Here is a 14,014-nt window from a genome sequence, read left to right on the forward strand (position 1 = left end):
CATCATGTCGGTACCCCCGCGTGCCGTTCAGCTTAACGAAGCGAACGCGTTCCTTAAGGAACATCCTGAGGTTCTGTACGTTGACCTTCTGATTGCGGATATGAATGGTGTGGTGCGCGGCAAGCGCATTGAACGCACCAGTCTCCACAAGGTTTACGAGAAAGGCATCAACCTGCCGGCCTCTCTATTTGCTCTGGATATCAATGGCTCGACGGTGGAAAGCACCGGCCTGGGCCTGGACATCGGCGATGCTGACCGAATCTGCTATCCAATCCCCGACACCCTCTGCAATGAGCCTTGGCAGAAGCGCCCTACCGCGCAACTGTTAATGACCATGCACGAACTCGAAGGTGAACCTTTCTTCGCGGATCCCCGTGAAGTGCTGCGTCAAGTTGTTACCAAGTTTGACGAGATGGGCCTGACCATCTGCGCCGCATTCGAACTTGAGTTCTACCTGATCGACCAGGAGAACGTGAACGGCCGTCCACAACCGCCGCGCTCGCCGATCTCCGGCAAACGTCCGCATTCGACACAGGTCTACCTGATCGACGACCTCGACGAATACGTCGACTGCCTCCAGGACATTCTGGAAGGTGCGAAAGAGCAAGGCATCCCGGCCGACGCCATCGTCAAGGAAAGTGCCCCGGCGCAGTTCGAAGTGAACCTGCACCACGTGGCCGACCCGATCAAGGCTTGCGACTACGCAGTACTGCTCAAGCGCCTGATCAAGAACATCGCCTACGACCATGAGATGGACACCACCTTCATGGCCAAGCCTTACCCAGGCCAGGCAGGTAACGGGCTACATGTCCACATTTCGATTCTCGACCGCGACGGCAAGAATATTTTTGCCAGCGAGGATCCCGAGCAGAACGCCGCACTGCGTCACGCGATCGGCGGTGTGCTCGAGACCCTACCGGCGCAGATGGCTTTCCTCTGCCCGAACGTCAACTCGTACCGTCGTTTCGGCGCACAGTTCTACGTGCCGAACTCGCCGTGCTGGGGCCTGGACAACCGTACCGTGGCGATTCGCGTCCCGACCGGTTCTTCCGATGCCGTGCGTATCGAGCATCGTGTAGCCGGTGCCGACGCCAACCCGTACCTGCTGATGGCTTCGGTCCTGGCAGGCGTGCATCACGGCCTGACCAACAAGATCGAGCCGGGCGCGCCCGTGGAAGGCAACTCCTACGAGCAGAACGAGCAAAGCCTGCCGAACAACCTGCGCGATGCATTGCGTGAGCTGGACGACAGCGAAGTCATGGCCAAGTACATCGATCCGAAATACATCGATATCTTCGTGGCCTGCAAGGAAAGTGAGCTGGAAGAGTTCGAACACTCCATCTCCGACCTTGAATACAACTGGTATCTGCATACCGTTTAAATGGTTGCAGTAAAAAGAACGCCGCAGGCCTCACAGCTTGCGGCGTTTTTTTATGGCCGCCTTCGGCGGTTCGCGGGCAAGCCTCGCTCCTACAGGTTGTGCGCGATTTTCAAATTGGCGCATGCCCCGTAGGAGCGAGGCTTGCCCGCGAAGGCTTCCTGGCAGACAACACGAATGCCTGCTCGTACAATGCCCCCTGCCCCGCAGGAGACTCAAATGACGCGCCCCGCCCCTATCCGCAAACCCCGCGCACGCAGTCAGGCGCGGATCGATTCGATCCTTGATGCCGCCCGCACGCTGCTGGCCGCCGAGGGCGTGGCCAGCCTGTCGATCTACAGCGTCGCCGAGCGCGCGGAAATCCCGCCGTCCTCGGTCTACCACTTCTTCGCCAGCGTCCCGGCGCTGCTCGAAGGGCTGACGGCGGACGTCCACGCCGCGTTCCGCGCCTGCCTGCAAGAACCCATCGATCACGACGCGCTCCGCGACTGGCGCGACCTGTCGCGGCTGGTCGAGCAACGCATGCTCGATATCTATGACGAAGACGCCGCCGCCCGCCAGTTGATCCTCGCGCAACACGGGCTGACCGAAGTGACCCAGGCCGACCGTCAACACGACCTCGAACTGGGCGATCTGATGCACACGTTGTTCGACCATCACTTCGAACTGCCAAGGCTGCCGATGGACGTCGATGTGTTTGCACTGGCCATGGAATTGGGCGACCGCGTCTATGCGCGCTCGGTGCAGCAACACGGGCAGATCACGCCGCGCATGGCTGAAGAAGGGATGCGGGTATTTGATGCGTATCTGGGACTTTATCTGCCGCCCTACCTGCCAAAGCGCGCCCTTTCAGCCTGAGATCTGTGCTGACCTCACTGGCCTCTTCGCGAGCAAGCCCACTCCCACAGTGGATCTTCGGTGAGCATGGGATTTGTGTTCAGCACAAACTCCCTGTGGGAGCGGGCTTGCTCGCGAAGGCCGCACCGCCGAACTCACTGAATCACACGCATAAAAAAACCCCGAAGGGCTTAAACCCTTCGGGGTTGTTGTTTGCGCGCACGCTTACAACTTGGCGATCGACACCTCGGTGGATTTCACGAAAGCGATCACTTCGCTGCCGACCACCAGTTCCAGCTCTTTCACTGAACGGGTGGTGATCACTGAAGTCACGATGCCGGACGCGGTCTGAACGTCGATTTCCGACAGCACGTCACCCAGCACGATTTCCTTGATCGAGCCTTTGAACTGGTTACGAACGTTGATGGCTTTGATAGTCATGATTTGATTCCTGTCAGTTGAGGTGAGGCGTGAGTTATTGAGCCCAACGCAGTTGCGTAGGCAATGGTGAAACGGGTTCCGGTTCCGGCGGTTGGCCGGGCAGTGACAGCACGCGGTTGAGGACCTCGGTTTCCAGCGCCGCCAGCCGGTGGGAGCCACGAACCCGAGGGCGCGGCAGTTCCACTTGCAGGTCGAGGCCGACTTCGCCGTCTTCGATCAGGATCACCCGATCGGCAATCGCCACCGCTTCACTGACGTCGTGGGTCACCAGCAACACGGTGAAGCCGTGTTTTTGCCAGAGCCGTTCGATCAGTTGCTGCATTTCAATTCGGGTCAGGGCATCCAGGGCGCCCAGGGGTTCGTCCAGTAGCAGCAAGCGCGGTTGGTGGATCAGCGCGCGGGCCAGGGCCACACGTTGCTTCTGCCCACCGGACAGCGCGGCTGGCCACTCATTGGCGCGATCTGCCAGGCCCACCGACTCCAGCGCTTCCAGGGCTTGTGGCCGCCAGTTACCCTTGAGCCCGAGGCCGACGTTGTCGATGACCTTTTTCCACGGCAGCAGACGCGCTTCCTGGAACATCAATCGCGTGTCTTCCCGAGCGTCGCTCAGCGGTGCGGAACCGGCGAGCAATTCGCCACCCGTGGGTTTGTCGAGACCGGCAAGCAAGCGCAGCAAGGTACTTTTGCCGCAGCCGCTGCGACCGACCACGGCCACGAATTGACCGGCCGGAATGTGCAGGTCGATCTCGCGCAGCACTTGCCGCGCACCGAAGGTCTTTTGCAGCTTGCGCACCGCCAGCGGAATTCCGCGCAGCAGGCGTGGAGGTTGAGCGGTCATGCGGCACCTCCCTTGGCAACTTGATAAGCCGGATGCCAGCGCAGCCATACCCGTTCAAGTCCACGGGCCGCGAGGTCGGCCAGTTTGCCGAGCACCGCGTACAGCAGAATCGCCAGCACCACCACGTCAGTCTGCAAGAACTCCCGGGCATTCATCGCCAGGTAGCCGATGCCGGAGCTGGCGGAAATAGTTTCGGCCACGATCAACGTCAGCCACATAAAGCCCAGGGCGAAACGCACACCGACCAGAATCGAAGGCAGCGCACCCGGCAGGATCACCTGGCGAAACAGGCTGAAACCGGACAAGCCATAACTGCGCGCCATCTCCACCAGTGCCGGATCGACGTTGCGGATGCCGTGATAGGTGTTCAGGTAGATCGGGAACAATGTCCCGAGCGCCACCAGGAAAATCTTCGCCGACTCATCGATGCCGAACCACAGGATCACCAGTGGAATCAGCGCCAGGTGCGGCACGTTACGGATCATCTGCACCGAGCTGTCGAGCAGGCGTTCGCCCCATTTCGACAGGCCGGTGATGAAACCCAGTACCAGACCGATACCGCCGCCGATGGAGAAACCCAGCGCCGCACGCCAGCCGCTGATGGCCAGGTGAGTCCAGATTTCGCCGCTGCGTACCAGGCTCACCCCGGCCTCGATCACCGCAATCGGTGCCGGCAGAATCCGTGTCGACAACCAGCCCGCCGACACCGACAACTGCCACACCGCCAGCAACAACACCGGCAACGCCCAAGGCGCGAGGTTGTGGATAATTCTTTTCATGGCGGCGCCTCAGCTCTGGGACGCGGCTTTGGGAAGGATGTCGTTGGCCACCATCTCGCCGAACGGGCTGACGAAGTTCGCGCCTTGAGGCTGTTCCGGACGCTGCACGTCAATGTGCGGGAACAGCAGTTCGGCGACGCGATACGCCTCCTCCAGGTGTGGATAACCGGAGAAGATGAATGTGTCGATGCCCAGGTCCGCGTATTCCTTCATGCGCGCAGCCACGGTCGGGCCGTCGCCTACCAGCGCCGTACCGGCACCGCCACGCACCAGGCCGACACCGGCCCACAGGTTAGGGCTGACTTCCAGATTGTCGCGACTGCCGCCGTGCAGCGCGGCCATGCGTTGCTGGCCGACCGAATCGAAACGCGACAGCGAAGCCTGGGCCCGGGCGATGGTTTCATCATCCACGTGGGAGATCAGTCGATCCGCCGCTGCCCATGCTTCTTCGTTGGTTTCGCGAACGATCACATGCAAGCGAATGCCGAAGCGCACGGTGCGACCGAGCTTCGCGGCTTTGGCGCGTACTTGTGCAATTTTCTCGGCGACGGCGGCTGGTGGTTCGCCCCAGGTCAGGACCATTTCCACCTGTTCGGCGGCCAAGTCTTGAGCGGCCTCCGACGAGCCACCGAAGTACAACGGCGGACGCGGTTGCTGGATCGGCGGATAGAGCAACTTCGCGCCTTTGACGCTGATGTGCTGGCCGTCGTAATCGACGGTTTCGCCTTCGAGCACGCGACGCCAGATGCGGGTGAATTCCACCGAGGCTTGATAACGCTCTTCGTGGCTGAGGAACAAACCGTCGCCGGCCAATTCATCCGGATCACCGCCGGTTACCAGGTTGAACAGCGCACGACCACCGGACAAACGATCCAAGGTCGCCGCCTGCCGCGCCGCGACCGTCGGGGAAATGATCCCGGGGCGCAGGGCAACGAGGAACTTCAAACGCTGGGTCACCGGGATCAGCGACGCGGCCACCAGCCACGAGTCTTCGCAGGAGCGGCCGGTGGGGATCAACACCCCGCCGAAACCCAGGCGATCCGCTGCCTGGGCAATCTGTTGCAGGTAACCGTGGTCAACGGCGCGAGCGCCTTCGGCGGTGCCAAGGTAATGGCCGTCGCCGTGGGTAGGCAGGAACCAGAAAATATTGAGGCTCATGGAGTGGTCTCCTTGGGGATTCGAATTACTGCGCTTTGGCAACGGCCGCCGGTGGCGTCCAGATCACGTCTTTGATGCTGAGCGGCTTCGGAATCAGCTTGAGCTGGTAGAAGCTGTCGGCGATTTTCTGTTGCGCGGCGACCACTTCAGGCGTGAGGAACAGCGCGCCGTAACCCTGGCGTTTTACCGAGGTCAGGGTGATGTCCGCTGGCAGGCCGAGCAGTGGCGAAACCTGCTTGGTCACGTCTTCAGGGTTGGCCTTGGACCATTCGCCGACTGCGCGCACTTCTTCGACGAGGGTCTTGATCACCTCGGGATTTTTCTGCGCGTAAGGCTTGGTCGCCAGGTAGAACTGATGGTTGTCGACGATGCCTTGGCCATCACGCAGGGTGCGTGCTTGCAGTTGCTGTTCGGCGGCAGCCTGGTACGGGTCCCAGATCACCCAGGCATCCACGCTGCCTCGCTCGAACGCGGCGCGGGCATCGGCGGGCGGCAGGAATACGGTCTGGATGTCGGTGTATTTGAGGCCAGCATCTTCCAGCGCACGCACCAACAGGTAGTGCACGTTGGAGCCTTTGTTGAGGACGACTTTCTTGCCCTTGAGGTCCGCGACGGATTTGATCGTCGAATCCTTCGGCACCAGGATCGCTTCGCTGTGCGGCGCTGGCGGTTCGTAGGCGACGTAAAGCAGATCGGCGCCGGCGGCCTGAGCGAAGACCGGTGGAGTCTCGCCGGTGACGCCGAAGTCGATCGAGCCGACGTTCAGGCCTTCGAGCAGCTGTGGGCCGCCGGGGAATTCAGTCCATTGCACGTCCACGCCTTGGGCGGCGAGGCGTTTTTCCAAAGTGCCTTTGGCTTTGAGCAGCACCAGGGTGCCGTACTTTTGATAGCCGATTCGCAGGGTCTCGGCTTGTGCTTGGGAAATAACGCCGAAGGACACAGCCGCCACAAACAGAGCGACCAGACCACGACGCAAAATGACAGTGCGCATAGCGCTCTCCTATTTGCTGTTGGGTTTTGGCTGCACCTGCTTGGCCGTTGGCGGCTGAGTAAGGTGAGTACTTCAAATTCAGATGTGGTTTGAGTGCGGGCTTAAATGCTCCAGCGCGCACTCAACAAACGTTCATTCAACAGGTGCGGGTCGATCGGCTTGGGCCGTCGCGCCATGGCGCTGAAAAACAGTTCCAGCGATTCATTCAGTCGTTGTTCCAGCTCCGGCGCCAATTGCGCCTGGGCACTGCCTTCGCCGTAAGCGATCTGGCTGTCCACGGCGAAGATCCCGTGGAGCATTTCCTGGGCCTTGAGTGCCGACAGCACCGGTTTGAGTGCGTAATCCACCGCCAGCATGTGGGCGATGCTGCCGCCGGTGGCCATGGGCAACACCACCTTGTGGGCCAAGGCGCGCTCGGGCAGCAAGTCCAGTACGGTTTTCAATGCACCGGAAAACGATGCCTTGTAGACCGGCGTGGCAATCAGCAGGCCATCGGCATTTTCAATCTGTTGCAACAGGTCGATCACCTTCGGGCTGTCAAAACGTGCGTGCAGCAAGTCTTCGGCCGGGAAGTCCCGTACCTGGTAACTCACCACTTCCACTCCTTGCTCTTGCAACCAGCGTTGAGAACGCTCCAGCAGCACCCCGGAACGAGAGCGTTGGCTGGGGCTGCCACCGAGTGAGACGACCAGCATTCAGGTGATTCCTTGAGCGTTATGGGCGATTCGCAGTGCGCGATCTCGCTTCGATGGAGTGACCTTAACAGGTGATTTATATATCCATAAATCATATTTATTCATTTGGTTATTCTTTGTAGATCTATGCGGAATAGCTTATTCCAGGCAAAAAAATAGGCCGTCGTAACGGCCTGAAAATCCCCTGCTTTGTGGATGCGTTTCAAATCCGGGTTCTGCGGTGTTTGCCAGGGGCCCTTCGCGAGCAAGCCCGCTCCCACATTGGTACGCGGTCTACTGTGGGAGCGGGCTTGCTCGCGAAGGCGGCATCAGCCACGCCGCATTGGATGGCTTAGCGGTTCGGCTGTGGCGTCAGGCGCAGGTAAGGCTTCACCGCGCGATAGCCCTTCGGAAAGCGTTTCTTGATTTCATCTTCGTCCTTGAGCGACGGCACGATCACCACTTCGTCACCGTCCTGCCAGTTGGCCGGGGTGGCCACTTTGTAGTTGTCGGTGAGCTGCAGCGAGTCGATCACCCGCAGGATTTCATGGAAGTTGCGACCGGTGCTGGCCGGGTAGGTGATGGTCAGCCGAACCTTCTTGTTCGGGTCGATCACGAACAGCGAGCGCACGGTCAGGGTGTCATTGGCGTTCGGGTGAATCAGGTCGTAGAGGTCCGAGACCTTGCGATCGGCGTCGGCCAGGATCGGGAAGTTGACGAGCGTGTTCTGGGTTTCGTTGATGTCCTCGATCCACTTGTGGTGCGAGTCCACCGGATCAACCGAAAGGGCGATGGCTTTGACGCCACGGTTGGAAAATTCATCCTTGAGCTTGGCGGTGAAGCCCAGTTCGGTGGTGCACACCGGGGTGAAGTCCGCCGGGTGGGAAAACAGCACGCCCCAGCTATCGCCGAGCCATTCGTGGAAACGGATGGTGCCGGCGCTGGAATCCTGTTCGAAATCGGGGGCGATATCGCCAAGTCTGAGGCTCATGGTGCTGCTCCTGGTGAGTGCTTGTTGAGCTCAACTGTGCCTGCATTCCGATTGAATTAAAAAGAATAAATATCGATTTATTTAGATCATAAATGAATATTAAAGATCTGTTCACTGGACCTTCCCGGCCATCGCGACGAACATCGCCCACAAGGTTCGAGAAGGCCTTGAGTAGCTGCAAAAGAGGGGCAATTTCAGGGCGGGATTACGGGGGTGACTCCGCCTTGAAAACGCAAAAGCCCCGCCCGGCGAGGTGCCGGGCGGGGCTTTATTTACGCAGGCTTACTGGAGCACGCTATTACAACAGCGGGATCGAGTAGCTGACGATCAGACGGTTTTCGTCCTGCGAACGTGTGTTCGGCAGGTCGGTGCGCCATGTAGCGTTTTTCCACATGAAGCCAACGTTTTTCAGCGGACCTTCTGGTACGACGTAAGCCAGGGTGAAGTCACGCTCCCACTCGGAACGATTCGAAGCGCTCTCGCGACCATTGGTGCCCACGGTGTCGATGCTGTCACCTTTGAGGTACACGGCACCGGCGGTCAGGCCTGGTACACCGACTTTGGCGAAGTCATACGAGTAGCGTGCTTGCCAGGTTTTCTCGCCGGCACGACCGAACTTCTGGATCTGCATGTCGGTGATGGTGTAGTTGGACGAACCGTCACCCTGGTTCAGCCAAGGGAAGTCGCTGCTACCGTTGCTGACCTGATAACCGCCACCGAAGGTGTGACCCGCAACGGAGTACAGGAACAGGCCGCTGTACAGGTTGTTGGAGACTTCACCACGGCCGTTACGGAAACCGGTGTAGTTACCGGAACTGTAATAGGCCGAATCAGTGCCGTTTTTACCGTCATCAGAGCTGTTGAAGTAGCGCAGGTCGGACTTCAATACACCCGGGCCGATTGCCCAGTTGTGAACCAGACCCAGGAAGTGTTGCTTGTAGAAGTCTTCCAGGTTGCCGTAGTAGTACTGGGCAGTCAGGTCTTTGGTGATTTTGTAGTCACCACCGGCGTAGATGAACTTGTTGCTGTCACGGAAGGCGGTGCCACGAGTGTTGGCGCCGCCGATGCTCAGCTGTTCATTGTTGCTGGAGTTACGACCTTTCACGGCTTCAATCTGGCCACCGACCAGAGTCAGGTCCTTGATGTCGCCGGAAGTGATCTGGCCACCCTGCCAGGTTTGTGGCAGCAGACGACCATCGTTGGTCACGATAACCGGGTTCTTAGGCTGCAAGGTACCCAGCTTCAGCTCGGTCTGGGAGATCTTGGCTTTAGCCGTCAGGCCCAGGCTGGAGAAGTCATCAACCGCTTCGCCGTTGGACTTGCTCGGGAATACAGTGCCGCCGTAGGAGGTAGCAGTGGCGCCGTTGGTGCCGCCGCCCGAATCCAGTTTCACACCCAGAAGGCCGATCGCATCGATACCGAAACCGACGGTGCCTTGGGTGTAACCGGAGATGAAACGCAGATCGAAGCCTTGGCCCCATTCTTCGTTTTTGTTCGGACCGGTGCCGTCACGGTTATCAGTGTTGATGTAGTAGTTACGCAGACCCAAGGTAGCCTTGCTGTCTTCGATGAACCCCGCGGCGCCTGCCTGCTGCGCCAAAACCCCTACAGCCACAGCCAGGGCCAAGGTGGACTTATTCATGTTTCGCTCCTCTCTTTTCTAATTCTTGTGTTCCTGGTCCCGGGTCGAATGCCCTGGATCCTAAGATGCGCGATTAGCGCCAGACCGTGACTGACAAGTCAATCGTAACCTTGTGTGTCTACGACCAAGGTCTAATCACCGTGATTTGGTCCCTGCAGGGTAATGAATTCCTCATAAACCCAAAAAGAATTATTTCATTCTTTTTCATACCGCAATGGAATATAGCCCAGCACCGCAAAACCGTACCGAGACATCCGGTATCGGCTCATAAGCTAATTACTAAATGGTATTTGTTGGCCTTTTTTTAGATCGATTAGCTTTGACGCATCTTACATACGTCAATCCCTATCGAAAAGGCGACGCCATCATGGCCAAACGCGCACTATCCAGTCAAATTGTTACAGTTTGTGTATCGGTTTTATTTTCTTTTGGTGCTCAGGCAGCCAACCTCACGGTGGGCTATCAGACCGGTATTGACCCCAGCAAAGTGCCCCAGGCCGATGGCGTCTACGAGAAAACCATTGGCCAGAAAATCGACTGGCGCCGCTTCAACAGTGGCCCGGAAGTCGTTACTGCCATTGCCTCCGGCGACGTGCAGATCGGCAACCTCGGCTCCAGCCCTCTTGCCGCCGCCGCGTCACGCAACCTGCCGATCGTGGCGTTCATCGTGTCGGCCCAGATCAACGCCGCCGAAGCCTTGGTCGTGCGCAATGGCAGCGGCATCGATAAACCGGAAGATCTGATCGGCAAGACCATCGCCACGCCCTTCGTTTCGACCTCCCATTACAGCCTGCTTGGCGCGCTGAAGCACTGGGGCCTGGATGCCTCGAAAGTCAAAGTGGTGAACCTGCAACCAGCCGAAATCGCTGCCGCCTGGAAGCGCGGCGACATCGACGGAGCGTTTGTCTGGTCGCCGGCCCTGGGTGAAATTCGCAAGACTGGCAAGACCTTGACCGATGCCGCACAGGTTGGCCAATGGGGCGCGCCGACCTTTGAAGTCTGGGTAGCCCGCAAGGATTACGCCGAGAAGCATCCAGAGGTGGTGGCCAAATTCGCCAAGGTCACTCTGGATTCGTTCGCCGACTACGCCGCCCATAAAGACAGCTGGACCGCCGACTCGGTGCCTGTACAGAAAATCGCCAAACTGACCGGTGCCAACGCCGTCGATGTGCCGGAGTTACTGGCCGGCTCGACCTTCCCGGACGCCAAGGCCCAACAGACCACCGCACTGCTCGACGGCGGCACGGCCAAAGCCATCGGCGAGACGGCGAAGTTCTTGAAGGAGCAAGGCAAGGTTGAAACGGTGCTGCCGGATTACTCGCCGTATGTGAGCGCGAAGTTCGTCACCGAGTAACACCACCCTCTTGTAATGATCGCTCCCACTGCGTGGGAACGATCAACACCACCCTCCTGTAGGAGCGAGGCTTGCCCGCGAAGGGGCCGTCATGGCTGACATGAATGTTGACCATGACGACGCTTTCGCGGGCAAGCCTCGCTCCTACAGGGGGGCGGGGTTATCAGAGGGTTTTTTCGAAGATCTTCGAATTGCGCTGATAGTTGTACAGCGACGCCCGCGCCGACGGCAGGCGCTCGACGCTGCTTGGCTCGAAACCACGCTCGCGGAACCAGTGCGCCGTCCGGGTCGTCAGCACGAACAAGGTCTTCAGCCCCTGGGCACGGGCACGGGTTTCGATGCGCTCGAGCAACTCATCGCCGCGACCGCCATGGCGATATTCCGGGTTAACCGCCAGACAGGCCAACTCCCCTGCATCCGAATCGGCAATCTGATACAGCGCCGCGCAGGCGATGATCATGCCTTCACGTTCGACCACGCTGAACTGCTCGATCTCGCGCTCCAGCACTTCCCGCGAGCGACGCACCAGAATCCCCTGCTCTTCCAGCGGGCTGATCAAATCCAGCAGACCGCCGACGTCTTCAATCGCTGCTTCACGCACCAGTTCGAATTGTTCCTGGGCCACCAGCGTACCGCCACCATCGCGTGTGAACAGCTCGGTCAGCAGCGCGCCGTCTTCGGCGTAGCTAACGATGTGGCTACGCGCCACGCCGCCACGACAGGCTTCAGCCGCCGCATCCAGCAGTTCGCCCTGATAGTTGCTGCCCAAGCGTTGCAGATGCGCCGGCACTTGTTGCGGACGCAACTCACGGACCAGACGACCGTTTTCATCGATCAAGCCCAGGTCGGCGCCGAACAGCAGCAATTTGTCCGCGCCCAAGTCGATGGCCGCGCGGGTGGCGACGTCTTCGCAAGCGAGGTTGAAAATCTCACCGGTCGGCGAGTAGCCCAGCGGCGACAGCAGCACAATGGAGCGCTCGTCCAGCAGGCGATTGATGCCCTTGCGATCAACCCGGCGCACTTCGCCGGTGTGGTGATAGTCGACGCCTTCAAGCACGCCGATCGGCCGCGCCGTTACCAGATTGCCGCTGGCCACCCGCAGGCGCGAGCCCTGCATCGGCGACGAGGCCATGTCCATGGACAACCGCGCTTCGATGGCGATGCGCAGATGGCCGACCGCGTCGATCACACACTCCAGGGTCGCGGCATCGGTGATGCGCATGCCGTGGTGGTAATGCGGGATCAGGCCGCGCGCAGCGAGGCGGGTTTCAATTTGCGGACGAGAACCGTGAACCAGCACCAATCGCACACCGAGGCTGTGCAACAGCACCAGGTCGTGGACGATATTGCCGAAGTTCGGATGCTCCACACCGTCGCCGGGCAGCATGACGACGAACGTGCAGTCGCGGTGGGCATTGATATAAGGAGAAGCGTGACGAAGCCAATTAACGTATTCGGGCATGAACCTGGGCCTGTAATAAATAGCAGCCAAAAAATGGGTGAACCATAAAACGCACAACGGGCTGGTGGTTATCGTCGGAACAGGCTTGGCGACACGCGAGCTCTCCTCATGAATACGGGTTGGGATACCGGCAATTTATACGCGAAACCTGTAGGAGCTGCCGAAGGCTGCGATCTTTTGATCCTGTTTTTCGAAGCAAGATCAAAAGATCGCAGCCTTCGGCAGCTCCTACATGGGTTCGCATTTCAAGCCACAGGCACCGTCGTTTGGGCCGGTGTCAGGCAGTAATGTTCAATCAATTGACGTAATAGATGCACGGTAGGCTGCAAACGTGACATTTCGAGGTATTCCCCCGGTTGATGAGCGCAGGCGATATCGCCCGGGCCGAGCACCAGTGTTTCGCAGCCAAGGCGCTGAAGATAAGGCGCTTCCGTGCCGAACGCCACTGCTTCGGCGCGATGACCGGTGAGCTTTTCCGCAACCCGGACCAATTCGGCGTCTTCGGCCTGCTCGAACGGCGGCACTTCGGGGAACAGCGGCGCGTAATCGATCTTCACCTGATGCCGTTCGGCAACCGGTTTGAGCCTCGCCAGAATTTCCGCACGCAGGATCTTGGGGTCCATGCCCGGCAGCGGTCGCAGGTCGAATTCCAGCGAACACTGGCCGCAGATGCGATTGGGATTATCGCCGCCATGAATGCAGCCAAAATTCATCGTCGGGGTCGGCACGCCAAACTGCGGATTACGGAATTCGCGCTGCCACAACAGACGCAAGCCGCGCAGTTCGCCGATGGCATCGTGCATCGCTTCGAGGGCGCTGTGGCCCAGGCGCGGGTCCGAGGAATGGCCGCTTTGCCCAAGGATGTCGATGCGCTCCATCATGATGCCTTTGTGCATGCGGATCGGCTTGAGCCCGGTCGGCTCGCCGATCACCGCCGCCCGGCCCAGCGGACGTCCGGCTTCGGCCAAGGCGCGAGCCCCGGACATCGAGCTTTCTTCGTCGCAAGTGGCGAGGATCAGCAACGGTTGCTTGAACGGTTTGTCTAGCAACGGGATGACCGCTTCGATGGCCAGGGCGAAAAAGCCCTTCATGTCACAACTGCCGAGGCCAACCCAGCGGCCGTCAACTTCGGTCAGCTTCAAGGGATCGGTCTGCCACAACGCACCATCGAACGGCACGGTGTCGCTGTGCCCGGCCAGTACCAGGCCGCCAGGGCCGGAACCGAAACTGGCGAGCAGGTTGAATTTGCCGGGGCTGACCTGCTGGATATCGCAGGCAAAACCCAGATCACCGAGCCAGGTCGCCAGCAAATCGATCACCGGCCGGTTGGTCTGATCCAGGCTAGCCTGCGTACAGCTGACGGACGGCGCAGCGATCAGCGCAGCGAACTGATCTTTCATGGACGGCAAAGGCATCGCTGACTCCAACTCCCGAATTGAGGTCCATCATAGAACCATCCGGCGACAGGA

Annotated in this window: 13 protein-coding genes; 3 read left to right on the forward strand and 10 right to left on the reverse strand. The window is 59.6% G+C overall.

All coding sequences use genetic code 11. From position 1 onward, the window contains the following. The first annotated feature begins 4 nt into the window (after window positions 1–4). Together LOY68_RS30395 and LOY68_RS30400 are read left to right on the forward strand one after the other, a co-directional pair. A complete protein-coding gene (locus LOY68_RS30395; RefSeq protein ID WP_054616983.1) occupies window positions 5–1,381 on the forward strand; it encodes a glutamine synthetase family protein in 1,377 nt (458 codons plus the stop codon). Window positions 1,382–1,597: 216 nt separating this feature from the next. Next, the gene (locus LOY68_RS30400; RefSeq protein ID WP_054616984.1) at window positions 1,598–2,236 is read left to right on the forward strand and encodes a TetR/AcrR family transcriptional regulator; all 639 of its coding nucleotides are present in this window, start codon (window positions 1,598–1,600) and stop codon (window positions 2,234–2,236) included. 204 nt (window positions 2,237–2,440) lie between these two features. On the opposite strand, the gene LOY68_RS30405 is transcribed toward LOY68_RS30400, so the two are convergent. The 8 genes from LOY68_RS30405 to LOY68_RS30440 all read right to left on the reverse strand — a co-directional run bounded on the left by LOY68_RS30405 (window position 2,441) and on the right by LOY68_RS30440 (window position 9,729). Continuing rightward, a complete protein-coding gene (locus tag LOY68_RS30405; protein WP_003229256.1) occupies window positions 2,441–2,656 on the reverse strand; it encodes a TOBE domain-containing protein in 216 nt (71 codons plus the stop codon). 34 nt (window positions 2,657–2,690) lie between these two features. Continuing rightward, entirely contained in the window at window positions 2,691–3,494 is an 804-nt protein-coding gene (ssuB, locus tag LOY68_RS30410) for an aliphatic sulfonates ABC transporter ATP-binding protein (protein WP_163910796.1), read from the reverse strand. Further along, window positions 3,491–4,273 carry an aliphatic sulfonate ABC transporter permease SsuC gene (gene ssuC / locus LOY68_RS30415; protein WP_054044580.1) on the reverse strand — a complete coding sequence of 261 codons (783 nt, stop codon included), beginning with the start codon at window positions 4,271–4,273 and terminating at the stop codon, window positions 3,491–3,493. Before ssuC ends, ssuB begins: the two co-directional genes overlap by 4 nt. 9 nt (window positions 4,274–4,282) lie before the next feature. Next, window positions 4,283–5,431 (reverse strand): FMNH2-dependent alkanesulfonate monooxygenase, encoded by a 1,149-nt coding sequence (ssuD, locus tag LOY68_RS30420; RefSeq protein ID WP_054044581.1) that lies wholly within the window; start codon window positions 5,429–5,431, stop codon window positions 4,283–4,285. Window positions 5,432–5,456: 25 nt separating this feature from the next. Beyond that, window positions 5,457–6,422 (reverse strand): sulfonate ABC transporter substrate-binding protein, encoded by a 966-nt coding sequence (locus LOY68_RS30425; protein ID WP_054044583.1) that lies wholly within the window; start codon window positions 6,420–6,422, stop codon window positions 5,457–5,459. Between the two features lie 101 nt (window positions 6,423–6,523). Continuing rightward, entirely contained in the window at window positions 6,524–7,117 is a 594-nt protein-coding gene (ssuE, locus tag LOY68_RS30430; RefSeq protein WP_054044585.1) for an NADPH-dependent FMN reductase, read from the reverse strand. A 331-nt stretch (window positions 7,118–7,448) separates the two neighbouring features. Next, a complete protein-coding gene (locus LOY68_RS30435; protein ID WP_054044587.1) occupies window positions 7,449–8,087 on the reverse strand; it encodes a peroxiredoxin in 639 nt (212 codons plus the stop codon). Between the two features lie 298 nt (window positions 8,088–8,385). Next, window positions 8,386–9,729, reverse strand: coding sequence for an OprD family porin (locus tag LOY68_RS30440; protein ID WP_163910790.1), 1,344 nt, complete (start codon window positions 9,727–9,729; stop codon window positions 8,386–8,388). 367 nt (window positions 9,730–10,096) lie between these two features. On the opposite strand from LOY68_RS30440, the gene tauA reads away from it, so the two are divergent. Next, window positions 10,097–11,083 (forward strand): taurine ABC transporter substrate-binding protein, encoded by a 987-nt coding sequence (gene tauA / locus LOY68_RS30445; protein WP_054616987.1) that lies wholly within the window; start codon window positions 10,097–10,099, stop codon window positions 11,081–11,083. A gap of 163 nt (window positions 11,084–11,246) precedes the next feature. On the opposite strand, the gene argA is transcribed toward tauA, so the two are convergent. Further along, entirely contained in the window at window positions 11,247–12,545 is a 1,299-nt protein-coding gene (gene argA, locus LOY68_RS30450) for an amino-acid N-acetyltransferase (RefSeq protein WP_054044593.1), read from the reverse strand. A gap of 245 nt (window positions 12,546–12,790) precedes the next feature. After that, the gene (argE, locus tag LOY68_RS30455) at window positions 12,791–13,960 is read right to left on the reverse strand and encodes an acetylornithine deacetylase (protein WP_265041558.1); all 1,170 of its coding nucleotides are present in this window, start codon (window positions 13,958–13,960) and stop codon (window positions 12,791–12,793) included. Window positions 13,961–14,014 lie beyond the last annotated feature (54 nt).

Source organism: Pseudomonas sp. B21-053, from assembly GCF_026016365.1.
Taxonomy (GTDB): Bacteria; Pseudomonadota; Gammaproteobacteria; order Pseudomonadales; family Pseudomonadaceae; genus Aquipseudomonas; species Aquipseudomonas nunensis.

Excerpts from the sequence above, each read along its gene's own strand:
- LOY68_RS30395 (WP_054616983.1), top strand. The coding sequence starts at position 5 with ATGTCGGTACCCCCGCGTGCCGTTCAGCTTAACGAAGCGAACGCGTTC.
- LOY68_RS30400 (WP_054616984.1), top strand. The coding sequence starts at position 1,598 with ATGACGCGCCCCGCCCCTATCCGCAAACCCCGCGCACGCAGTCAGGCG.
- LOY68_RS30405 (WP_003229256.1), bottom strand. The coding sequence starts at position 2,656 with ATGACTATCAAAGCCATCAACGTTCGTAACCAGTTCAAAGGCTCGATC.
- ssuB (WP_163910796.1), bottom strand. The coding sequence starts at position 3,494 with ATGACCGCTCAACCTCCACGCCTGCTGCGCGGAATTCCGCTGGCGGTG.
- ssuC (WP_054044580.1), bottom strand. The coding sequence starts at position 4,273 with ATGAAAAGAATTATCCACAACCTCGCGCCTTGGGCGTTGCCGGTGTTG.
- ssuD (WP_054044581.1), bottom strand. The coding sequence starts at position 5,431 with ATGAGCCTCAATATTTTCTGGTTCCTGCCTACCCACGGCGACGGCCAT.
- LOY68_RS30425 (WP_054044583.1), bottom strand. The coding sequence starts at position 6,422 with ATGCGCACTGTCATTTTGCGTCGTGGTCTGGTCGCTCTGTTTGTGGCG.
- ssuE (WP_054044585.1), bottom strand. The coding sequence starts at position 7,117 with ATGCTGGTCGTCTCACTCGGTGGCAGCCCCAGCCAACGCTCTCGTTCC.
- LOY68_RS30435 (WP_054044587.1), bottom strand. The coding sequence starts at position 8,087 with ATGAGCCTCAGACTTGGCGATATCGCCCCCGATTTCGAACAGGATTCC.
- LOY68_RS30440 (WP_163910790.1), bottom strand. The coding sequence starts at position 9,729 with ATGAATAAGTCCACCTTGGCCCTGGCTGTGGCTGTAGGGGTTTTGGCG.
- tauA (WP_054616987.1), top strand. The coding sequence starts at position 10,097 with ATGGCCAAACGCGCACTATCCAGTCAAATTGTTACAGTTTGTGTATCG.
- argA (WP_054044593.1), bottom strand. The coding sequence starts at position 12,545 with ATGCCCGAATACGTTAATTGGCTTCGTCACGCTTCTCCTTATATCAAT.
- argE (WP_265041558.1), bottom strand. The coding sequence starts at position 13,960 with ATGCCTTTGCCGTCCATGAAAGATCAGTTCGCTGCGCTGATCGCTGCG.